Genomic DNA, 21137 nt, shown 5'->3' on the forward strand with positions numbered 1-21137 from the left:
GGCCCGTTCGGGAGAGCGGAGCCGAGCGGAGTCGCACGCGCAGGTTTATGTTGGCGCCGCCTTACGCCGGGGGGTGGGAAATGCAAGGGGTGAGGGTGGATGGTTTGCGCGGAGATGCGGAGGCGCGGAGAAGAATGAGCGCGCTCATCCTTCTTGCCACCCCGGACTTGATCCGGGGCGACGAGGCACGTTATGTAGTCCTTGACTACAATGTAGCAATAAACTACATTCTCGCCAATGAAGCCGATCAGCTACACGCGATCCGCGATCAAGGCGCTACAACGCATGCCCGCCAACATATCGGCGCGGATCGTCAGGAAGATCGAGGCCTATGCCGCCGATCCGGCCTCGCAGGCGAATAATGTGGAGGCGCTGAAAGGCCGCGACGGCATCCGGCTGCGCGTCGGCGACTGGCGCGTGATGATGGAGGACGGCGTTGTGCTGGCGGTGCTCGAAATCGGCCTGCGCGGCAGCGTTTATGAGTGAAGGAATGAGCCCGTGCACAAGATGGTGACGATCCCCCAAGAGGAATATGACCGCCTGCGCGAAGCGGCCGAGGATCTGGCGGACCTCCGCGCCTATGACGGCGCCAAGGCGGCACTGGCGGCACTGGCGGCGGGCGAGGAAGAACTGGTGCCCGCCGACTATGCCAAGCGGCTGATTGCCGGCGAAAGCCCGCTGCGCGTCTGGCGCGAGCTGCGCGGGCTGTCGCAGGTGGGGCTGGGGAAGGCGTCGGGCGTCAACCGGGTGCAGATCGCCGATATCGAGGCGGGGCGCGGCAAGGGGTCGGTGGAGACGGTGCGGAAGCTGGCGGATGCGCTGGGGGTGGCGGTAGACGATTTGGTTTGAGAAACTCTAATTGGGGATTGCTGAACCTTTCACCCCAATTGGCGCAAAATCATTGATGCGTTTGCTCGTCGAGCAAGGCGTGGATGTTTGGTTCGATGAATGGGAACTTCGCCCAGGCGATTCTATCGTTGGTGGCATCGAAGAAGGACTCAGTAATGCTGGGGTCGCGGCGGCGCGCGGCGAGAAGGCCGGCGGCGACGAAAGGGGCGTGTATGGGGGCCGCTAGCGATTGAGCGCGTCGTTGATCGTCGTGAAGATGGTTTCGAGATTGAGCCCGAGCGTCTGAAAGGCGATGAGGCACGCGAGCGAAATCAGCGCGGCGATCAGCCCATATTCGATCGCGGTGGCGCCGCGCCGGTCCTTCAGCAATGTCGTCATTCGCATCACGCTTCGATCCTTTTTTCCTCTTCGGGCCCCCCGCGCGCCGCATAGCCGGGCGGATGTCGCGCAACGGTTCGCGAAGGCGGTTAACGCAGGCGAAACGCCATCCCGGACGGATCGGCGCGATATCGATGCTATGTTTTGCATGGATAAATTTACGTAAAACATAAAATAATCATTGTGGGATGGTTGTTTGGGCGCTATGGGGCTTGGTGAAAGGAATTCGTCATGCCGATTCGCCTGCTTCGCATCCTGCTGACCGTCGCGCTGGGGCTGGCGTTGCTCGGCACGGTCGCCGGGCTGGGCTTCTGGCTCTTTGCGCTCGCGACAGGGCAGCCGCTGCAGACCACGCTTGCGGTGGTGACCGATACGCCGGGGCGGGCGCTGCCGGTGGTCGACACGGCGGGGCGCGCGGTGGGATCGATGCTGTTCGACCATGGCCGGCTCGACGTGCAGGCGGGTGGGGCGGGTTACCGGATATTGCAGGGGATCGACCTGGCGGCGAGCGGCGGGCTGACGATCGCGATGCTGCTGTGGCTGCGGCGGCTGACGCTTTCGATCGGCGCGGGCGCGCCCTTTGCCACGCCCAATGCGGGGCGGTTGCGGCGGATCGGCGCGGCGATGGTCGCCCTGTCGCTGTGGCGCGTGGCGAGCGATGTGCTGGCGCAGGCGCTGCTGCTGCCGCGCATCGCGCCGGACGATCCGGGCATTGTGCTGTTGTCGTCGGTGTCGGCGGCGGTCGCGGGCAAAGCCGTTGTGCGCATCGACGTGACGATCGACCCGGCGCTGCTGCTCACCGGGCTCGGCATCCTGGCGCTTGCCGAGGCGTTCCGCGCCGGGGCGGCGCTGCGCGAGGAAAATGAGGGGTTCCTCTGATGCCGATCATCGTGAACGTCGATGTGATGCTGGCGCGACGCAAGATGTCGCTGAGCGAGCTTGCGGAGCGCGTCGGCATATCGCTGACCAACATGTCGCTGCTCAAGACGGGCAAGGTGAAGGGGGTGCGTTTCGCGACGCTCGAGGCGATCTGCGCGGCGCTCGACTGCCAGCCCGGCGACATATTGGAGTATCGCGCCGCGGCGGACGGGTGATGTGGGGCGACGCGTCGCTGCTCGCCTTTATCGCGGCGTGGCGCGGCGGATTGTTCGCGCGCGCCGTGCGCTCAGGCGGTGCCACGGACGACGAGGCGCACGGGGATGCGCGTGCCGCTGCGCGTGCGTTCGTCATCCTCGAGCGCCATCGCGACGAGCGCCTCGCCCGCCGCGTCGAGATCGGGTTCGAGCGTGGTGAGCGCGGGATCGGCGAGGGTGCCGGCGCGGATGCCGTCGAAGCCGATCAGCGCGACATCGTCGGGAACGCGGCGCCCGGCGTCCTTGAGCCCCTGAAGCACGCCCAATGCGAGCATGTCGCTGGCGGCGAAGATCGCGTCGGTTTCGGGATGCGCCGCTAGCAGGGCCTGCACCGCGGCGACGCCCTGCGCATGGCGGTCGGCGGCGGGGGGAGGCTCGGCGACAGCGGGGGTGAGGCCGTGCGCGGCGAGCGCGGCGGTGAAGCCGTCGCGGCGCTCGTCGAACTGGCGTTGCGGCGACTGCTGCGGCCCGACGAAGGCGATGTGGCGGCGCCCGGTCGCGATGAAATATTCGGCGGCGAGCTGGCCGCCGATGTCATTTTCGCTGCGCATCCAGTGGAAGGGGCTGCCCGGGCTGCCCCAGCAGACGAAATCGAGGCCGGCGGCCTGCGCGTCGGCGAAATATTTCCACGCTTCGCGGTTGCTTGTCGTGCCGATGACAATCATCGCGTCGGCGAGCCCCGAGGCGACGAAATCGGCGCGGAAATTGTCGGGATTTTCCTGGAAGGAGACGAGCAGGTTGAAGCCGCGCGCCGAGGTCGCGGCGGCGATGCTGCCGAGGAGGGCGAAATAAAAGGGGTTGATCGCGCTGCGATCCTCGCCCGGACGGCAGATGGTGACGAGCGCGATCGTCTCGCTGCTCTTCAAACGCAGCGACGAGGCGTGGCGATCGACGACATAGCCCAGCTCGCGCGCGGCGGCCGAGACGCGCGCACGTGTCTCCGCGTTGACGCCAGGGCTGTTCCGGAGCGCGCGCGAGACGGTCGATTGCGACACGCCGGCGCGCTCGGCGACGTCGAACGATGTCGGGCGCAGCGTCTTCATTGGCAGTCCTTCTCCCCTCACGCCGTCTCTTGCCGCGAGGGCCGGGCTTGTCAATCCGGGGTGCAGCCGAGCTTCTTTCCCTCGTGATGCTGAAACAAGTTCATCATCACGAGATAAACGACGTCGAGCGCGTCAAAGCCCGTCGAGCGCGAGGAGGGCGAAGCTTGCGAGCCAATGCTCGCCCATATAGTCGCCGGTGACGTGCGGGAGCGCGGCGGCCAAATGGCGCTCGGCGGCAGCTTCGGCGACCGGGCTGACGGGGTGCGCGGGGCCGAGCGCGGCGGCGATGGCGCGCCAGCTCCACGCGCGACTGAGGTTGAGGCCGTCGAGATGCGCGATCTTGCCGTCGCTGCGGTCGGAGACGGTGGCGGGGGTGAAGAGGGTCGCGGGCTGTTCGCTGGCGGCGCGGGGCAGGAAGGCGTCGAACCAGCGAGGGAAGTCATCGCCGAGGATGACGGCCATCAGATGCGCCTCGGTGAGCGCCGGGGAGAGGAATTCATCGCCGCCGGGCTCCCACGCCTGGCAGTCGCGGTCGTCGGCGAACCATGCCGTGGCGGCGGCGTCGATCAGCGTCACGAGCGCGGGGTCGCGCATCCTTGCCCAGTGGCGCGCGAGGAGGAGCGCGAAGGCGATGTTGAAATGGGTGCCGACGCGCAAGGGGTAGGTGAGTTTGGGCAGGAAGGCGTGGAAGCGCGCGGCGAAGGCGAGCGCGAGCGGTTCGAGCGCGGCGGCCCAAGGGGCGTCGCGCGCTTCGGCCTCGGCGTGGAGCGCGAGGAGCCAGGCCCAGCCATAGGGGCGCTCGAAAGCGGCGGAGTAAGGGCGGTCGAGGAAGGCGAGTTCGCCCGCGACCTTGTCCGCGACGAGCATCGCGTCGGCGCGCGCGCGAATCTCTGCGGCGACGGGGAGGTCGGGGAAGCGGCGCGCGAGGCGCAGGACCTGCCACCAGCCATGGACGCAGCTGTGCCAGTCGAAGCTGCCGTAGAAGATCGGATGATGCGCGCGCGGGGGCCTGGCGTCGTCGCGGCCGGTGAGGACGAGGTCCATCTTGTACGGATATTCGCGGCCGAGGTGGGCGAGCGTGGCGGTGGCGAAGCGGGTGGCGTGGTCGGCGGTGAGGTGCATGCGCTGTCTCTAGTCCAGATGATCCTCCCTGTCGCGAAGCGATGGGGAGGTGGCAGCGCGAAGCGCTGATGGAGGGGCTTTGGCGCGAGGTTGCTGGCCCCTTCACCACCCGCTTCGTGGGCGGTCCCCCTCCCCATGGCTCGCCACAGGGAGGATTTAGAAAGCAAACAGCCAGATGAAGACGATGTTCATCGCGAGCAAAGGCACCGCGGTGCCGATCTGCGCCTTGATCACGCCATAGGGGTTTTTGAGTTCGAGCAAGGCGGCGGGGACGAGGTTGAAGTTCGCCGCCATCGGGGTCATCAGCGTGCCGCAGAAACCCGCGAGCATGCCGATCGCCGCGACGACCGCGGGATCGCCGTCATATTGTTCGATGAGCAAGGGCAGGCCGACCGCGGCCATCATCACCGGAAAGGCGGCAAAGGCGTTGCCCATCACCATCGTGAACAGCGCCATGCCGAGCCCGAAGGCGAGCGTCGCGCCGAACAGGCTGCCTTCGGGGATGGCGGTGCCGATGAGGGTGCCGACGACTTCGCCGACACCCGCGAGCGCGAACACCGCGCCGAGGCTGGCGAGCATCTGCGGCAGGATCGCCGCCCAGCCGACCGAATCGAGCAGGCGGCGGCCCTGTTGCAACGGGAGCAGGGCAGGCGGTTTGAGCCGTGCCATGCCGACGGCGAGCGCGATGAGGACGCCGAGCGCGAGCGAGATCAGCGTCGCCTGCTTGGGGTCGGCAAGGCCGGGCACCCATTTGAAGAGAAAGGTGCCCGCGAGCGCGGCGGCGGGAATGATCAGTGCGACGAGCAGGAGGAAATTGCCGTGGGTCGCGGCGCGGGTCGCCTGGACCTCGGCGGGAATGTCGCCACCGGGGGCGCGGCCGATCCGGCCGGCGCCGGCGATCGCGACGAGCGCGAGGACGAGCAGGCCGTTGCCGAAGTCGCCCAGATAGTCGCCCGCGAGCATCGACAGCGCAAGCAGGCCCCAGAAGGCGGCGTTGCCGAAGCGTTTCGGGTTGCTGCGATCGTGCAAACCGAGCGCCGCGAAGGCCGCGAAGGTCAACCCTGCGAGGACATAGACGAAGCCGAGCGTGATCATGCGCTCGCCTCCTGCTTCATCATCCGCTTTTCGAGATGGCGGAGGCGGAGGCCGTGGATGAGGAAGGCGGCAATCGCGGTGGGGATTGCCCAGAGCGAGAAGTGCAGCGGCTCGATCTGATAGCCGTAGCCGTCGAGCAGGCCCTTCATCAGCAGGATCGAGCCGATCGCGAGGAAGATATCCTCGCCGAAGAAGAGGCCGACATTGTCGGTCGCGGCGGCGAAGGCTTTCACCTCTTCGCGCTGGTCGTCGGTGAGTGCGCCGTTCCTTGCCTCGGCGGCGGCTTCGGCCATCGGCGCGACGAGTGGGCGGACGGTCTGGGCATGGCCCGCGACCGAGGTGAGGCCGACCGCGGCCATTGCCTGACGGAGCAGGAGGTAGCCAGTGAGCAGGCGCCCGAGCGTTGCGCCCTTCATCCGGTCGATCAGGCTGCGCGCGTGCTGCTGGAGGCCATAGGCTTCGAGCAGGCCGATGACGGGGAGGACGATCCAGATGATCGAGACATAGCGCGTGTCGTTGAACGCCTTGCCGAAGGCGGCGACGATCGCGACGATATCGAGCCCCGCGGCGAGCCCGGTCGCGAGCGCCGAGGCCATGATGACGAGCAGGGGATTGAAGCGGAGCAGGAAGCCCGCGATGATGATGAGGATGCCGATCAGGACGAGCATGGCTAATTTCCTCCCGCTCGATGGGGGAGGCGGCGAGACTTGCCAGCTTGCCGGCCCGTCGCAGCGGTAGGGGTGTGCTCTCGGCTTGGGATGGCGGTACGCGAACGCGCCTTCACCCCCATCCTACTTCGCCTAATCGCTGCGCGATAAGACGGCGTATCCTTCTCCCCTCGAGGGGGAAGGAGTCCGTGCCGCTGTGCTGTCAATCCAGATCCCCCTCCGCCTTGCCATAACCCCCGCCGCCGGGCGTTTCGATCACGAAGGTGTCGCCCGCTTCGAGCCGTGCGCTGCCGGTGGCGGCGAGCATTTCGACCGAACCGTCGGCGCGCTCGACCCAGTTGCGCCCCGGTGCGCCGTCGCTGCCGCCTGCGAGGCCCGCGGGGGGTATCTTGCGGCGGTTGGCAAGGATGTTCGCGGCCATCGGCTCGCGGAAACGGATGCGGCGCGTGGCGCCGTCGCCGCCGTGCCATTGGCCCGCGCCGCCCGAGCCTTTGCGGATCGCGAATTCTTCGACGATGACGGGGAAGCGCGTTTCCATGACTTCGGGGTCGGTCATCCGGCTGTTGGTCATATGCGTCTGGATCACGCTGGTGCCGTTGAAGCCGGGGCCGGCGCCCGAACCGCCGGCGATCGTTTCATAATATTGGTGGGTGTCGCCCCCGAAGGTGAAATTGTTCATCGTCCCCTGCGCGGGCGCCATCGCGCCGAAGGCGGCGAACAGCGCGTCGGTGATGACCTGGCTCGTCTCGACATTGCCCGCGACGACCGCGGCGGGATAGCTTGGCGAGAGCATCGAATCCTCGGGGACAACGAGCGTGACCGGGGTGAGACAGCCTTCGTTCATCGGGATCGGGTCGTCGAGCATCGTTCGCAGCACATAGAGAACGGCGGCGCGAACGACGGGCAGCGGCGCGTTGAAATTGTCGGGGAGTGTCGATGAGGAGCCGGTGAAATCGATGGTGACGTGGCGCGCCTTGCGGTCGACCCTGACCGCGACGGCAACCTCGGCGCCATTGTCCATCGCGTAGGTGAAGGCGCCGTCGTCGAGGCGCGCGATGAGCTGGCGCACCGCGGCCTCGGCCTGGCGCTGGCCGTGTGCCATATAGGCGGCGACGGTCGCGGCGCCGTGCGCGGCGGCGAGGTCGGCGAGCGCGCTGGCGCCACGCTGGCAGGCGGCGACCTGCGCCTTCAAATCGGCGATGTTGAGCGCGGGGTTGCGCGCGGGCCAGTCGCCGGTCGTGAGGTGCGCGTGGACATCGGCGTCACGGAAATTTCCGTCATCGACGATCAGCATATTGTCGAAGAGGATGCCCTCCTCGTCGATGCTGCGGCTGTCGGGGGGCATCGAGCCGGGCGCGATGCCGCCAAGGTCGGCGTGGTGGCCGCGCGCGGCGACGAAGAAACGGGGGGTATCGCTGCCCCCCTCTTCTTGGGCGACGAACACGGGCATGATGACGGTGATGTCGGGGAGATGCGTGCCGCCGTCATAGGGGGCGTTGAGCGCATAGGCGTCGCCGCGTTTGATCCCGCGGCCGTCGTCGGTGCGCTGGCGCAATATCGTGCGCACGCTTTCGCCCATCGAGCCGAGGTGGACGGGCATATGCGGCGCGTTGGCGACGAGGCTGCCCGCGCCGTCAAAGATCGCGCAGGAGAAATCGAGCCGCTCGCGGATGTTGATCGACGAGGCGCTGTGCTGGAGCGCGCCGCCCATTTCCTCGGCGATCGCCATGAACAGGCTGTTGAAGATTTCGAGGCGGATCGGGTCGGGGTCGTCCGCGGGATTGGTGAACCCCGGCGAAGGCCGGGCCCCATCTTCGTGCGCGATTTCCGTTTCGCTGGGCACCGACTTTCGCCGGGGGGCACGTGTGACGCGCAATGTCCCTTCCGGCTCGACCGTTGCGGTCCAGCCGGGTTCGACTACCGTCGTCGACAGCGCGTCGATGATGATCGCGGGTCCGGCAATGGCGCGACCGGCGGCGAGGGCGCTGCGCTGGTGGAGCGGGACGTCGTGCGGCGCACCGGCGAGCCAGGCGGTGACGGTTTCGGGGTCGCTCTCGGCCGATGGTGCGGGCGGGGGCAGGGCGGCGGGGGCGTCGCCCGCCTCGGTCAACTCGACACGGATGCGGTCGACGACGAGATTGGCGTGCGGGGCATAGCCGAAGCGCTGGCGGAAGGCCGCGGTGAAGGCGGTCCTGACGTCGGCGGGTGACGCGAGCGGGAGTTCGATCGCATTGTCGCTGTCGGCGAGGCGAACGAAAAGCAGCGTTTCGTGGGTCGTGTCTGTGCCGGGCGCGAGGTCGGCGTGGGCCTGTTCGGCGAGCTCGGCTTCGGCGGCGGCGAGGCGGGCGGCGCAATCTTCGTCGAGTGTCAGCGCCAGCGTGCGCTCGCGGATCGCCGAGGGTCTGGCGAGACCCATGCCATAGGCCGAGAGCACGCCCGCGAGCGGATGGAGCAGGACTTCGTTCACCCCGAGTGCGTCGGCGACCAGACAGACATGCTGGCCCGCGGCGCCGCCGAAGCCGACGAGGCTGTAGCCTTGGGTGACGTCGTGGCCGCGGGCGATGGTGATGCGCTTGATCGCGTTCGCCATCTGCTGGACCGCGATGGCAAGCAGGCCTTCGGCGAGAGCTTCGGAGGTGATGCCCCCGACCTTGGCCGCCATCTCGGCGAATTTTTGCACGACGACCTCGCGGTCGAGCGGCTGGTCGCCGCCCGGACCGAAGAGCTTCGGGAAATGGCCCGGCTGGATCTTTCCGAGCAGGACGTTGCAGTCGGTGACGGTCAGCGGCCCGCCGCGGCCATAGGTGGCGGGGCCGGGGTTGGCGCCGGCGCTCTGGGGTCCGACGAGGAGGCGCGCGCCGTCCCAGCGGCAGATCGAGCCTCCCCCGGCGGCGACAGTGTGGATGCGCAGCATAGGGGCGCGGATGCGCGTGCCCGCGACGATGGTTTCGTTATCGCGCTCAAGGCGGCCGGCATAATGGCTGACGTCGGTCGAGGTGCCGCCCATGTCGAAGCCGATCAGCCGCGCCTTGCCGAGCGGCGCGGCGCTGCCGACCATGCCGACGATGCCGCCCGCGGGGCCCGAGAGGATCGCGTCGCGGCCGTGGAAGGCTGCAGCGGCAGCGAGGCCACCCGAGCTTTTCATGAACTGCGGATCGACGCCTTCGCCGAGCTGCGCGACGAACTGGCGGACATAATGGTGGAGGACGGGCGAGAGATAGGCGTCGGCGAGCGTCGTGTCGCCGCGCTCGACGAGCTTGATCAGCGCGCTGACATCGTGGCTGGTCGAGATTTGGGTGAAGCCGATCTCGCGGGCGATTTCGGCGAGGCGTATCTCGTGCGCGGGGTGGGCGTAGCCGTGCATCAGTACGATCGCGATGCTCGCGAGGCCGCGGCCGCGCGCAGCTTGCAGCGATGCGCGCGCGGCGTCCTCGTCGAGCGGGGTCAGGATATCGCCTGTGGGGGCGAGGCGCTCGACGATCTCGGCGACTTCGGCGTGCGGCGGGGCGATGCGGTCGAGGCGGCGCGCGAACAGGTGGGGGCGGTCCTGATAGCCGATCGTCAGCGCGTCGCCGAAGCCGCGCGTGATCGCGAGCAGCGTCGGTTCGCCTTTGCGTTCGAGCAGCGCGTTGGTCGCGACGGTCGACCCCATGCGGATCGCGAGCGGTGGCAGCGGGCCCGCACCCGCGCCGGTGAGGTCGCGGATCGCGTTGACCGCGGCGTCGCCGGGCTTCGCGGGATCCTCGCTCAGATATTTGGTGGTGACGACTGCACCGTCGGGACTGCGCGCGACGACATCGGTGAAGGTGCCGCCGCGGTCGATCCAGATTTGCCAGTCAGTCGGAGATGCCATCGTCCGGCCAGCGAATGACGATGGCGAGACGCTTGTCAACCGCGGTGCGGACCCAGCTGCCCTTGAGCTGCCGTTCGATCAGGGTGCGGATAAACTGGGTGCCGAAGCTTTCGCTTTCGATGCGCGGCGTTTCGGCGAGGTCGCTTTCGATCCAGTTCAGTTCGATGTCGCCGCCGTCGCGATGCCATTCGATCTCTAGCTCGCCCCGGCCCGACAGTGCGCCATATTTGATGCTGTTGGTGACGAATTCATGGATCGCAAGCGATATGGCCTGCGCACCCTCGTCGTCGAGGCGGACCTCGGGGCCGGTGGCGGCGGCCATCCGTGCGTCCGAAACGCCCGCAAGTTCGAGCTCGCGGCGAACGATGCGGCCCAGCTCGACGCTGTCGACGGCGCCGGTGACGAGCATCTGCTTCGCGTCGGACAAGGCCCGCATCCGGCCGTCGAACTTGATCTCGAATTCGTCGAGGTTGGCGGATTCGCGCAGCGTGATCCGCGCGAGCGCGCCGATGCGGGCAAAGGCGTTTTTCATGCGGTGCGCCATTTCGCCGATCATCAATTCGCGATCTTCGGCGTGCCGGGCCTTTTCCTCGGCCAGCGCCTGCGCCTCGCCGACGCGGCGCTGCTGAACCCGGTGAAGCTGGGTTGCAAGCACGGCCAGCGCGAGGCCGAAGAGGAGGATTGCGAGCGGGCGTCCCAACTGTTTGAGTGGCCGGCTGTAGGAGATACGCATCGTCCATTGCCGGTCCGCGATGCGCAGCACCTGTTCGTGCGCACCCCATCCCATCTTGCCGTGCCGGAAAACGACCGGCGCCGACGGACCATCGCCAGCGATGATTTCCAGCCCGTCGACCCGGTCGAGCCGCGATCCGAGGATCGCCGCCACCATGTCATTCACCCGGAAAGGTGCATAGATGAAGGCTTCGATCGGCCGCGTCCGGAGTGCCGTTGCGATCGTCTGTCTCGCGGCGTCTGCCGGTTCGCGGGCATAGACGGGAAGATAGATGAGAAACCCCGGTTGCTTGACGGTCGCGGCCTCTTCCTGCGCAAGCTGGACAATGCCGCTCGCGGCGGGGCGGCCGGTCTGCCACGCCCGGCGCATCGCCTGGCGGCGCACGGGTTCGCTGTACATGTCGAGCCCCAGCGCCAGATGGCGGCGAGGCGTATGGGGTTCGACCAGGATGACAGGAAAACCGATCGGCTGATCGGTCGCCGGCCAGACCCGGATATCCGTACCGTAATTTTCCCTGAGCCGCGCCTCGACCGCCGCGGGCTCGCCCGCGCGCATCGCGGCGGCGATGCCGATCCCTTCCATACCCGGCGATTGCACCTGCGGTTGTAGCGCGGCGAGATAGGCGCGGATGCCGGGGCCGCTGGCGGCTGCGTCGGACTGATAGAGCGCGCGCACCCCTTCGAGGATCGCGACCTGGTCGCGCAGCCGGAGGTTGAACTGCGCCGCGATTCGCGCCGCCTGATCTTCCTCGTCCGACTGGTTGTAAAGGAAGCTGGCGGTCGCCGCCGCCAAGGTCGCGAGCAGGATGACCAGCCCGACGAAGCGGACCAGTAGCGCCAGCAACCGATCAGCCCAAGTGGAAGGGCGCATTGATGATATCCTGCTTGAATGCTGCCGCGCAGCGCCCCCCTCCATCGCAAGATGTTTCATGCGAACGCAAGGATGGCAAGCGAATTCCATGCCGTTCCGGCGCCATCGCATGTCGCGCCGGCACGGTGCGGCCATCGGGGAAAGGCGATGCGCGAGGGCGTGGCGACCCGTGCGATGGGTCAATATTCGACGAAAATCCGAACCCTGTCGATGCTGAGCCCGACGGCTTCGGCGATCTGTTCGCGGCATCGGTCGACCAGATCCTGAATCTCTTCGCCCGGCGCATCGTCCACCAAGTCGGATGCCTCGACGCCAAGGATGGCGGCGAGCTTTGCCATGCGGCCATGCTTGGGCCGCGCCCGGCCGTTTTCCCAGCTGGAGATGGACGGCGCGCTGACGCCCATCTGTTTGCCGACGTCAGCCTGGCTGAGCCCGGCGTCGATACGAAAATGTTGCAGGCGGGCGCCAAAACCGTCGTCGGCGAAAGGTGCGGCCGGTTCCTCTTCGATCTCGGACACCGCGTCGATGGCGCTTTTCAGCTCGACCGCGCTCAGCGTCGCGGGCGATACCGGGCCTTCGAACTGGCATCCGAAAAGCCGTCCGCTGGCCCAGATGACCTTTGCGGTGATGTCGCCGGCGTGGGGAAGCTCGATCTCGATCCGGTCGCCGGCGGCGAGCTTGATGTCGCTTTCGAACAACAGGCCCGTTCCCGAGATATTGTGGATCTGGACATCGATCCCGGCGCCGTCGCGCTGTGCGCCGCGCGCGAGCAGGCTGAGTTTCCGGCGTGCGTCGAGGCGCCGGTCGGCGTCGGATGCCGAAGGGAGGAAATATCCGGAAATGGCCATATGTCCGTGATGTAGGCGGCTGGTTAAAAGAATGTTAGCGGCGCGCCGAAAGCTGGCTTGCGGGTATGAAAATCTTTGGGGCGGGGCCGCTGCGCCGCGATCTGCCGAGCCGGAGACAGGTTGCAGGTAAAAACCTTTGGCCTATGATGCGGCAACGTCATGGGAGAAATGCAATGATCATTTACGGGTCGGTGGTGTCGCCGTTCGTGCGCAAACTGCTGGGCTTTCTGGGCGAGAAGGGGGTTGCTTTCGAACTGAAGGGCGTCGGCATCGGCGATCCCGACCCCGGTTTCCAGGCTGCGTCGCCGCTCGGCAAGATGCCCGCGATGGACGACGACGGCTTCCTGCTCGCCGATTCGAGCGCGATCATCCAATATGTCGAGGCGAAATATCCCGAACCTGCGCTGATCCCTGCCGACCCGCAGCAACGCGGCCGGACGATCTGGTGGGAGGAGTTCGGCGACACGGTGTTTGCGGCATGCAGCGGCAAGATGTTCTTCAACCGCATCGTCGCGCCGAAATTCCTGGGCCGCGAAGGCGATCTGGCTGCCGCGGCGCAGGCCGAGAGCGAAGAGCTGCCCAAATTGCTCGCCTATCTGGAAAGCGCGATCCCGGCGTCGGGCTTCCTCGTCGGCGACCGGCTGACGCTCGCCGACCTTGCGGTCGCGTCGCCGCTGATGAACCTGCGCCATTGTGGCGCGTGCATCGATCCCGCCACCCATCCAAAAATCGCCGCTTGGAGCGAGGCGATCCTGTCGCGCGCGAGCATGGCGCCGTGGATCGAAAAGGAAGAGCGGATGATGGCGCGGGTGCTGGCGGGATAGGATCGCGGCGGCTTTCGACCGATTGCGGACGTTCGATCCTCCCTGTGGCGAAGCCATGGGGGTGGCAGCCCGCAGGGCTGACGGAGGGGTTAATGGCGCGACGCTGCGGCCCCACCACCACGCCCTGCGGGCGCGGTCCCCCTCCCCATGGCTTCGCCACAGGGAGGATTGGAGGTCGCTGACGCGTAATCGCGATCCTTTATTTGATCGTCATCCCGGACTTGATCCGGGATCCATAGCCGCCTCGTCGTCCTGGATCCCGGATCAAGTCCGGGATGACGAAGCTAAATGAGCAACGTCCGCTCACCACGCCAAAGTCGCCGCTGTTCGGTTTGGGAGCAAAGAAAAAGGCGGCCGTCCTTTCGGAGGCCGCCCTCGATCTTTTGGCGACGAGGCGAAGCTCAGGCTTCGGCCATGTCTTCGTCGAACTGTTCGACCGGACCCGAATCCTGGCCCTTGGCATCGACGTCGCGATCGACGAATTCGATGATCGCCATCGGCGAGGCGTCCGACGCGCGGATGCCGGCCTTGATGATGCGGGTATAGCCGCCGTTGCGGTCCTTGTAGCGTTCGGCGAGAACGTCGAACAGCTTCACGAGCTGCGCGTCGTCCATCAGGCGGCTCATCGCGAGGCGGCGGTTGGCAAGGCCACCGCGCTTCGCCAGCGTGACGAGCTTTTCGATATAGGGACGCAATTCCTTCGCCTTGGCGACGGTCGTCGTGATCTGCTCATGCTTGATGAGCGAAGCCGACATGTTCCGGAACAGGGCCGTGCGGTGCGCGCTCGTGCGCTGCAGTTTCCGGCCACCCGATTTATGACGCATAATCCATTCCTTCGTTTGTCAGAGGGGCCGTGTGAGGTACCCCAAGCCAGGTCGATGTGCGGGCCGACCCCTTCCCGTTTGTCTGGACCCCGGCTTGCGCCGGGGCACAGCTCCGGAATTAGCCGAGAAGTTCCTGTTCGAGCTTCTTGGCCATTTCCTCGATATTCTCCGGCGGCCAGCCGGGGATGTCCATACCAAGGCGCAGACCCATCGACGACAGCACTTCCTTGATTTCGTTCAAGGATTTGCGGCCGAAGTTCGGCGTGCGGAGCATTTCGGCTTCGGTCTTCTGAACGAGATCACCGATGTAGATGATATTGTCGTTCTTGAGGCAGTTGGCGCTGCGGACCGACAGCTCGAGCTCGTCGACCTTCTTCAGGAGGAAGCGATTGAGCTGGTTGACGTCCGATTCGTCGGCGGTGGTCGGCGAAGCCGCCATGCCGATGAGGCCGCTGTCGTTCATCGCCTCTTCGAAGTGGACGAAGACCTGAAGCTGGTCCTGAAGGATGCGCGCGGCATAGGCGACGGCATCTTCGGGGGTGACCGTGCCGTCGGTTTCGACGGTCAGGTTCAGCTTGTCATAGTCCAGTTCCTGGCCGATGCGCGCATTGTCCACCTTGTAGGCAACCTGGCGCACGGGCGAGTAGAGCGAATCGACCGGGATCAGGCCGATCGGCGCATCGACCGGACGGTTGGCGGTCGCGGGGACATAGCCCTTGCCGGTGTCGGCAACGAGTTCCATGTTCAGCGTCGCGCCATCGTCGAGGTGGCAGATGACATGGTTCGGGTTCATCACCTTGATGTCGCCCGACACCATGATGTCGCCGGCCTTGACGGTCGCGGGACCGGTCGCCGAAAGCTGGAGCCGCTTGGGGCCTTCGCCTTCCATCTTGAGCGCGATCTGCTTGACGTTGAGGACGATGTCGGTGACGTCTTCACGCACGCCGGCCAGGCTCGAGAATTCGTGGAGAACATTCTCGATCTTGATCGACGTAATGGCCGCACCCTGGAGCGACGAGAGCAGCACGCGGCGCAGCGCGTTGCCGAGCGTCAGGCCGAAGCCACGCTCAAGCGGTTCGGCGACGAAGGTCGCCTTGCGCTTGCCGTCGCTGCCAGCCTTGATTTCCAGGTTGCTGGGCTTCTTCAATTCCTGCCAGTTCCGGATATTGACAGTCATGGATTTCCCTTTGCTTTGGGCGGGACGGGCAGGGGTCGGCTTGCCTGTCCAGCGAGGAGTTTTATGCGGGCGGCGCCCCGGTGTGAGGCGCGCCCGAAAAGACGTCAGACGCGGCGGCGCTTGGCCGGGCGGACGCCATTGTGCGGGATCGGCGTCACGTCGCGGATCGACGTGATGTGGAAGCCGACCGCCTGCAGCGCGCGCAGCGCCGATTCGCGGCCCGCGCCGGGACCCTTGACTTCGACTTCGAGCGTACGGACGCCATGTTCGGCGGCCTTTTTGCCGGCATCTTCGGCGCACACCTGCGCGGCGTAAGGGGTCGACTTGCGGCTGCCCTTGAAGCCCATCATGCCGGCGCTCGACCAGGCAATCGCATTGCCCTGTGCATCGGTGATGGTGATCATCGTGTTGTTGAAGGTGGCGTTGACGTGCGCGACGCCCGACGAGATATTCTTGCGTTCGCGCCGACGAAGACGCTGCGGTTCACGAGCCATGATGAAATCCTAATCCTAAATCCTGAACGACCGGGGCGCTGCGACGGGAGCGGCCTCCGGCGGAGAAATAAGGAAAACCGTCCCCCGGACGATTTTCTGATCTTATTTCTTCTTGCCGGCGATCGGCTTCGCCTTGCCCTTGCGGGTGCGCGCATTGGTGTGCGTGCGCTGGCCGCGGACGGGAAGGCCCTTGCGATGACGCAGGCCGCGATAGCAGGCGAGGTCCATCAGGCGCTTGATGTTCATCGCCGTGTTGCGGCGAAGATCACCCTCGACCGTGAGACCGGCATCGATCGTTTCGCGGATCTGCAGGACTTCGGCGTCGCTGAGGTCCTGAACGCGGCGGCTGTGATCGATGCCCAGCTTGTCGGCGATGTCGGCGGCGGTCTTGCGACCGATGCCGTGGATGTAGGTGAGCGCGATGATCACGCGCTTGTTGGTGGGCAGGTTGACGCCCGCGATACGTGCCATTGGTAACTTTCTCCTGCTCCACAGGGCGCGCTGGCAATCGGCCCCATCTCAAAGCGTCTGAATTTCCAACGCAAAAAACGGACCACGATGCGCACGAAGACGCTTCGCCGTCCGGTCAGGCTGTCGGAATGTCCGCGCAGTTAGGGTGAGTCGTGCCGAAAGTCAAGCGAACTGCGGCGAATGACTTGTCGTAAGGGCTGGTCACGGATGCGATGTAAGAGCGACGGCGCGGTCGTTCAAGCGCGCGACTACCGCGCGGTGGATTCCGGGGGCGCAGGCGATGACACCAAAGGCCTGCGCGCGCGGCGTATTAAACTTCAGCGGCTCGCCGAAAGCGTCGGTGACGGCCGCGCCGGCTTCGGTCGCGATCAGCGCGGCGGCGGCGACATCCCATTCGAAACCCCAGCGCAGTGTCGCGACCAGGTCGGCGCGGTCGTCGGCGACGAGCGCCATGCGCAGGGCGATGCTGTTCGGCTTGGTGACCATGATCAGGTCGCGGTCGATTTTGGGCAGGCTGTCGGCGGGGACGCGCGATCCATCGAAGATCATCCGGCGGCTCGCGCGCAGCGTCTCGCCGTTCAATGTCGCGCCCTTGCCCTTTTGCGCGACCCACAGCTCGTCGAGCGCGGGGGCGTAGAGCACACCGAGTTCGGGGGTGCCATCGACGACGAGCGCGACCGACACGCACCAGCCGGGGCGGCCACGGATGAAATCGCGCGTGCCGTCGATCGGATCGACGCACCACATCGCGCGGCACGCCAGCCGATCTTCATTGTCGGCGGTTTCCTCGGACAGCCAGCCTGCTTCGGGCACCATCGCGCCGAGCACGGCCTTCAGCCGCGCATCGACCGCAAGATCGACGTCGCTCACCGGATTGTCGTGCGACTTGTGCCACACGTCGACCGCCTTGCCCTCGCCGCGCCAGCGCGCCATCGCCATGTCGCCGACCTCGCGCGTCGCGGCGATCACGGCTTCGAGGTTGCGACCGGGCATCGACTGCCGGCTCTCAGCTGCTCGCGACGGTCATGCCGTCGATGCGCAGCGTCGGCGCGTTGGTCGCATGGCGGAACTCGAGGTCGTTCGCGGGGGTCAGCGCGGCGAACATGTCGACCAGATTGCCCGCGATGGTGAATTCCGCGATCGGTCCCGCGATCTCGCCGCCCCGGATCAGGAAGCCCGACGCGCCGCGGCTGTAATCGCCGGTCACCGGGTTGACGCCCTGGCCGATGAGTTCGGTGATGTAGACGCCCTCGGCGATGTCCTGGATCAACGCCGAGGGCGTGGCGCTGCCCGCCGCGAGATGCAGGTTGCTCGCGCCGACCCCCGAGGCGCCGCCGCCGCGGCTGGCGTGGCCAGTCGGGGCGAGGCCGAGCTGTCTTGCCGACGCATTGTCGAGCAGCCAGCCGGTGATCTTGCCGTTCGCCACGATGTCGCGCGGCGCGGTCGGCAGGCCTTCGCCGTCGAAGGCGCGGCTCCTGAGCCCGCGCGCGCGGTGCGGTTCGTCGCGGACGACGATCGCGCTGTCGAACAGCATCTGATCTTCCCTACCGAGCAGGAAGCTCGTCCCGCGCGCGATTGCGGGGCCGGCGATGGCGCCGAGCAGATGGCCGACGATGCCGCCGCTGACGCGCGGGTCGAGGATGACGGGGAGCTTGCCGGTCGGGGCCTTGCCGGGGTGCAGCCGCGCGACCGCGCGTGCCCCGGCGCGCGCGCCGATCTCGGCGGCGCTTTCGAGGTCGGCGAGGTGATGCGCGCTGTGCCATCCGTAATCGCGCTGCATGTCGGCGCCTTTACCCGCGATCACGCTCGCCGAGAGGCTGTGGCCGCTCGACCCATAGCCGCCGGCAAAGCCATGGCTGGTCGCGAGCGCGAAGCGCGTGCGGCTGTGGCTTGCCGAGCCGCCCTCGCTGTTCGTGACACCGGCAACGGCGCGCGCTGCCTCTTCGACCGTGAGCGCGGCGGCGCGCAGCGCGGCGGGATCGGCTTCGCTGCCATCGTCGAGGTCGAAGTCGGGGACGGGGCCCTTGAAGAGCAATTCTTCGGGGGCGAGTCCAGCATAGGGATCCTCGGGCGCCTCGCGCGCCATCGCGACGCAGCGTTCCACGAGCTTCGCAAGTTCGCCAGCGTCCATGTCGGCGGTCGACACGCTCGCGCTGCGCTGCCCGACGAAGACGCGCAGCGAGATATCCTGTCCTTCGGACCGCTCGACATCTTCGAGCGCGCCGAGCCGCATCGAGACCGAGGTTGCGGCGTTGCAATAATAAAGTGCGTCGGCAGCATCGGCGCCGGCTTTGGTCGCGGCGGCGCACAGCATCTGCGCGCGATCGAGGGCTTCGGAAACGGTGAGCATGCCCGCGCCCTAACCGGCGCGGAGCGAAGCGTCAAAATCTAAGTCGGATCAGCGAATGATCGCCGCGATCGCGTCGGTCGCGGCCATCGCGCCGCTGACCCAGAGGAAGGGCAGGGTGAGCGCGGCGATCCACAGGCGACGGACATCGCGGCGGAAGCGTGCGTGGAGACCCCAGCTGGCGAGCGCCTGGCGGCTGAGATGATACCAGCGGCGTTCGGTCGACCGCACGACCGGAAGCGCCAGCGCGAGCAGGATGACGAGCGCGACGATGATAAAGGCCGAGGGTGCACCGGCGGCGACCGCCCCCATAACAACCCAGATCTGAAGCGCGGCAAAGGCGAGGAGCGCGGCAGCGGCGTGCCAGGTCATTCGGCGGCCCAGGCTTCGTGCCGGCGGCACGCTGACTGCCGTGCGCCTCCACAGGCGCGGTCCGAATGCTGATGCCATATTACAGCCCCCTTAGGCTGGCGATTCCCAGAACCGCACGATTTGCCCCAAAAATTCCCAAGTCAAGACAGGTTGCCAGCGATTCGTTAATTTTCCGCTCGATTCGTCGCGGATTCGCAACCAAATCGCGCCGGATCGCCAAAATACTGCGAAATCGGCAATTTTAGGGAGCCGAAGCCCGCGTTGCGGGCTGCCCGGCCCCGGGGGCGGTCAGTGCCGCTGCGGCGGGGTCGGCAACGGCTCGGCGTCGGCCTCGTTGGTGGCTTCTTCGGGGGCAGTCGGGGTCGGGGCCTGGCCGCTTGCCTGCCGCTCGAGTTCCTCGGCCGCCTTCTGCCGTTCGGCGAGCGCCTTTTCCTCGGCGACGACGGCGGCCTCGACCTCGGCCGCTGCGGCGTCGATGCCCGCGAGGCGCTTGGCGCGTTCGTCGGCGATCATCGCCTGCCAGTCGGTCTTGTCAGCCGCCTTTTGTTCGGCCCGGGCGCCGGCGACGAGCGCCTGCGTGCAGCCGGTGAAGCCGCCGAGCCCGGTCGGCGAGCAGCTGTCGGTGCCGAAGCGGCCGACGCGTTCGAGCGCGACGACCTTGTTCGCCCATGCCTCGTTGCGCACATCGAGCGGGTTGCCGCGCAGCATCGGGGGCACGCGATAGCGTTCGGATTCGGGTAGACGGTTGCAGACGACGATTTCGTCGGGGCTCGACGGTTCGCAGCGGTCGTCGCCGTATACAATGACCTGGTTGATCTTGTCGACGTCGGCCGGAGCCTCCTGCGCGGCGGCGGGCAGCGCGGGGGCGCTGCCGGCAAGGATCAACGCGAACAGGGGCAGGCGGGGCATCGGATATTCCTTTTCACTTTGGCGCGGCATGACACCGCGACCCTGCATCCGTCATGAACGGCGCGGCGGAGCCATGGTATCAAATACGTTTCGACAGCGCGATGGCTGCACGGCAGCCGGCGCGAATCGCGAAGCTCAAAATCGGGTAGCCGGGGGCGCTTTCGGCGCCTGCTTTGAGCGCCGCTTCCTTATGCTCCAACTCCTCGGCACGGAAATCCGCAACCGCGGCGCTGAGTTCGGGGTCGCTGTCGCCGAGTTCGTCCAGTTGGTGCTGGTAATGGCGGTCGATTTCGGTCTCGACTGCGGCAGTACATGCCATCGCGGCGCGCGGGCCCATCGCGGCGGTCGCCGCGCCGAGCGCAAAGCCCGCAACGTTCCAAAACGGCTGGAGCGCGGTCGGGCGCACCCCGCGCCGGGCGATCATCGCGTCGAAATATTTGCGGTGCCGCTGTTCCTGTTCGGCCATATGCGCGATCTCGCGCGCCATCGGGTGGCGATCGCCCATCACCGCAAGCTGACCCGCATAGATGCGCGTCGCACCATATTCGCCCGCCTGGTCGACGCGGATCATCGATGCGGTGCGTTTATTTGTCATGCCGCCGATGTGGTCTTCCGCCGCAGCAAGGTCAAGACGAGAGCGGCGGCGCCAGCCGAGAAGATCGCGTTAAATCCCGCGAGCGAGATGCCGAAGAGCGTCCATTGCGCGGTGTCGCAGCGGATCAGCGGCGCGTTCATGATCGAATCGAGCGTCACCGGACCGCCGGCGCCGGTCGCGCAGGTGGTAATCCCTTCCCAAAAGCCATATTCGACCCCGGCGTGAAAGACGCCGATCGCCCCGCTGATCGCGATGGCGACGGCCGCGAGCAGCGTGAAGATACGCATCGCCCGGTCGTTGCGGCGCAACAGCAGCGCGAGCAGCGCGAGCAGGATAGCGGCCTGGTGGGGCCAGCGCTGCCAATAACACATCTCGCACGGGTGGAGCCCGAAGCCATATTGCGACACGAGCGCGCCGCCATAGAGCAGCAGCGGCGCGAGTAACGCGACGACGGGCGCAGCCAGGCGCGATGGAAACATCAAGGCAACCTCATTGGATCATCATCCCGGCGAAGGCGAAGGCCGGGGTGACA

At 66.9% G+C, this 21137-nt stretch carries 24 protein-coding genes; 6 read left to right on the top strand and 18 right to left on the bottom strand.

What is annotated here, in order from left to right:
* Nucleotides 1-237 precede the first annotated feature (237 nt).
* The 3 genes from HDC35_RS18360 to HDC35_RS18370 are packed head-to-tail and all read left to right on the top strand — an operon-like array spanning nucleotide 238 to nucleotide 1075.
* The gene (locus HDC35_RS18360; protein ID WP_184648845.1) at nucleotides 238-486 is read left to right on the top strand and encodes a type II toxin-antitoxin system RelE/ParE family toxin; all 249 of its coding nucleotides are present in this window, start codon (nucleotides 238-240) and stop codon (nucleotides 484-486) included.
* A 21-nt stretch (nucleotides 487-507) separates the two neighbouring features.
* The gene (locus tag HDC35_RS18365) at nucleotides 508-849 is read left to right on the top strand and encodes a helix-turn-helix transcriptional regulator (RefSeq protein WP_260397842.1); all 342 of its coding nucleotides are present in this window, start codon (nucleotides 508-510) and stop codon (nucleotides 847-849) included.
* Between the two features lie 10 nt (nucleotides 850-859).
* On the top strand, nucleotides 860-1075 hold the full coding sequence (locus HDC35_RS18370; protein WP_221438332.1) for a toll/interleukin-1 receptor domain-containing protein: 216 nt from the start codon (nucleotides 860-862) through the stop codon (nucleotides 1073-1075).
* On the opposite strand, the gene HDC35_RS18375 is transcribed toward HDC35_RS18370, so the two are convergent.
* Nucleotides 1072-1233 (bottom strand): Flp family type IVb pilin, encoded by a 162-nt coding sequence (locus tag HDC35_RS18375; protein ID WP_221438340.1) that lies wholly within the window; start codon nucleotides 1231-1233, stop codon nucleotides 1072-1074. The genes HDC35_RS18370 and HDC35_RS18375 overlap by 4 nt on opposite strands.
* A 225-nt stretch (nucleotides 1234-1458) precedes the next feature.
* Between HDC35_RS18375 and HDC35_RS18380 the strand changes: the two genes are divergently transcribed.
* Both HDC35_RS18380 and HDC35_RS18385 read left to right on the top strand, forming a co-directional pair.
* Nucleotides 1459-2106 carry a DUF2975 domain-containing protein gene (locus HDC35_RS18380; protein ID WP_184648847.1) on the top strand — a complete coding sequence of 216 codons (648 nt, stop codon included), beginning with the start codon at nucleotides 1459-1461 and terminating at the stop codon, nucleotides 2104-2106.
* Nucleotides 2106-2321: a helix-turn-helix domain-containing protein gene (locus HDC35_RS18385; RefSeq protein ID WP_136175755.1), complete on the top strand. Its 216-nt coding sequence runs from the start codon at nucleotides 2106-2108 to the stop codon at nucleotides 2319-2321. The genes HDC35_RS18380 and HDC35_RS18385 overlap by 1 nt, the downstream gene beginning before the upstream one ends.
* A 71-nt stretch (nucleotides 2322-2392) precedes the next feature.
* On the opposite strand, the gene HDC35_RS18390 is transcribed toward HDC35_RS18385, so the two are convergent.
* From HDC35_RS18390 to HDC35_RS18420, 7 genes are all read right to left on the bottom strand, one after another.
* Complete coding sequence (locus HDC35_RS18390) at nucleotides 2393-3403, bottom strand: LacI family DNA-binding transcriptional regulator (RefSeq protein ID WP_184648848.1); 1011 nt, start codon at nucleotides 3401-3403, stop codon at nucleotides 2393-2395.
* A 132-nt stretch (nucleotides 3404-3535) separates the two neighbouring features.
* The gene (locus HDC35_RS18395; RefSeq protein ID WP_184648849.1) at nucleotides 3536-4525 is read right to left on the bottom strand and encodes a DUF2891 domain-containing protein; all 990 of its coding nucleotides are present in this window, start codon (nucleotides 4523-4525) and stop codon (nucleotides 3536-3538) included.
* Between the two features lie 156 nt (nucleotides 4526-4681).
* Entirely contained in the window at nucleotides 4682-5620 is a 939-nt protein-coding gene (locus HDC35_RS18400; protein WP_184648850.1) for a DUF979 domain-containing protein, read from the bottom strand.
* Nucleotides 5617-6288, bottom strand: coding sequence for a DUF969 domain-containing protein (locus HDC35_RS18405; protein WP_184648851.1), 672 nt, complete (start codon nucleotides 6286-6288; stop codon nucleotides 5617-5619). The genes HDC35_RS18400 and HDC35_RS18405 overlap by 4 nt, the downstream gene beginning before the upstream one ends.
* Nucleotides 6289-6490: 202 nt before the next feature.
* Nucleotides 6491-10141, bottom strand: a complete 3651-nt coding sequence (locus HDC35_RS18410) for a hydantoinase B/oxoprolinase family protein (RefSeq protein WP_184648852.1) — start codon at nucleotides 10139-10141, stop codon at nucleotides 6491-6493.
* Complete coding sequence (locus tag HDC35_RS18415) at nucleotides 10125-11744, bottom strand: CHASE domain-containing protein (RefSeq protein ID WP_184648853.1); 1620 nt, start codon at nucleotides 11742-11744, stop codon at nucleotides 10125-10127. The genes HDC35_RS18410 and HDC35_RS18415 overlap by 17 nt, the downstream gene beginning before the upstream one ends.
* Nucleotides 11745-11923: 179 nt before the next feature.
* Nucleotides 11924-12592, bottom strand: coding sequence for a helix-turn-helix domain-containing protein (locus HDC35_RS18420; protein WP_184648854.1), 669 nt, complete (start codon nucleotides 12590-12592; stop codon nucleotides 11924-11926).
* Nucleotides 12593-12765: 173 nt separating this feature from the next.
* Here HDC35_RS18420 and HDC35_RS18425 point away from each other — a divergent pair, with 173 nt between their 5' ends.
* Nucleotides 12766-13416, top strand: a complete 651-nt coding sequence (locus HDC35_RS18425; protein WP_184648855.1) for a glutathione S-transferase family protein — start codon at nucleotides 12766-12768, stop codon at nucleotides 13414-13416.
* A gap of 401 nt (nucleotides 13417-13817) precedes the next feature.
* Here HDC35_RS18425 and rplQ read toward each other — a convergent pair whose 3' ends face one another.
* From rplQ to HDC35_RS18475, 10 genes are all read right to left on the bottom strand, one after another.
* Nucleotides 13818-14240 carry a 50S ribosomal protein L17 gene (gene rplQ, locus HDC35_RS18430; protein ID WP_184648856.1) on the bottom strand — a complete coding sequence of 141 codons (423 nt, stop codon included), beginning with the start codon at nucleotides 14238-14240 and terminating at the stop codon, nucleotides 13818-13820.
* A 118-nt stretch (nucleotides 14241-14358) separates the two neighbouring features.
* A complete protein-coding gene (locus HDC35_RS18435) occupies nucleotides 14359-15417 on the bottom strand; it encodes a DNA-directed RNA polymerase subunit alpha (RefSeq protein WP_058803170.1) in 1059 nt (352 codons plus the stop codon).
* 104 nt (nucleotides 15418-15521) lie between these two features.
* Nucleotides 15522-15911: a 30S ribosomal protein S11 gene (rpsK, locus tag HDC35_RS18440; protein ID WP_003040416.1), complete on the bottom strand. Its 390-nt coding sequence runs from the start codon at nucleotides 15909-15911 to the stop codon at nucleotides 15522-15524.
* 102 nt (nucleotides 15912-16013) lie between these two features.
* Complete coding sequence (rpsM, locus tag HDC35_RS18445; RefSeq protein WP_184648857.1) at nucleotides 16014-16382, bottom strand: 30S ribosomal protein S13; 369 nt, start codon at nucleotides 16380-16382, stop codon at nucleotides 16014-16016.
* Between the two features lie 201 nt (nucleotides 16383-16583).
* Complete coding sequence (locus HDC35_RS18450) at nucleotides 16584-17375, bottom strand: 3'(2'),5'-bisphosphate nucleotidase CysQ (protein ID WP_184648858.1); 792 nt, start codon at nucleotides 17373-17375, stop codon at nucleotides 16584-16586.
* A gap of 13 nt (nucleotides 17376-17388) precedes the next feature.
* A complete protein-coding gene (locus HDC35_RS18455; protein ID WP_184648859.1) occupies nucleotides 17389-18732 on the bottom strand; it encodes a TldD/PmbA family protein in 1344 nt (447 codons plus the stop codon).
* A 48-nt stretch (nucleotides 18733-18780) separates the two neighbouring features.
* Nucleotides 18781-19179: a hypothetical protein gene (locus HDC35_RS18460; RefSeq protein ID WP_184648860.1), complete on the bottom strand. Its 399-nt coding sequence runs from the start codon at nucleotides 19177-19179 to the stop codon at nucleotides 18781-18783.
* A gap of 210 nt (nucleotides 19180-19389) precedes the next feature.
* Complete coding sequence (locus HDC35_RS18465) at nucleotides 19390-20010, bottom strand: hypothetical protein (protein WP_184648861.1); 621 nt, start codon at nucleotides 20008-20010, stop codon at nucleotides 19390-19392.
* 79 nt (nucleotides 20011-20089) lie between these two features.
* Nucleotides 20090-20605 carry a demethoxyubiquinone hydroxylase family protein gene (locus HDC35_RS18470; protein ID WP_184648862.1) on the bottom strand — a complete coding sequence of 172 codons (516 nt, stop codon included), beginning with the start codon at nucleotides 20603-20605 and terminating at the stop codon, nucleotides 20090-20092.
* On the bottom strand, nucleotides 20602-21084 hold the full coding sequence (locus tag HDC35_RS18475) for a disulfide bond formation protein B (RefSeq protein WP_184648896.1): 483 nt from the start codon (nucleotides 21082-21084) through the stop codon (nucleotides 20602-20604). The genes HDC35_RS18470 and HDC35_RS18475 overlap by 4 nt, the downstream gene beginning before the upstream one ends.
* Between the last annotated feature and the right edge of the window lie 53 nt (nucleotides 21085-21137).

The organism is Sphingopyxis sp. JAI128, assembly GCF_014207235.1.
Taxonomy (GTDB): Bacteria; Pseudomonadota; Alphaproteobacteria; order Sphingomonadales; family Sphingomonadaceae; genus Sphingopyxis.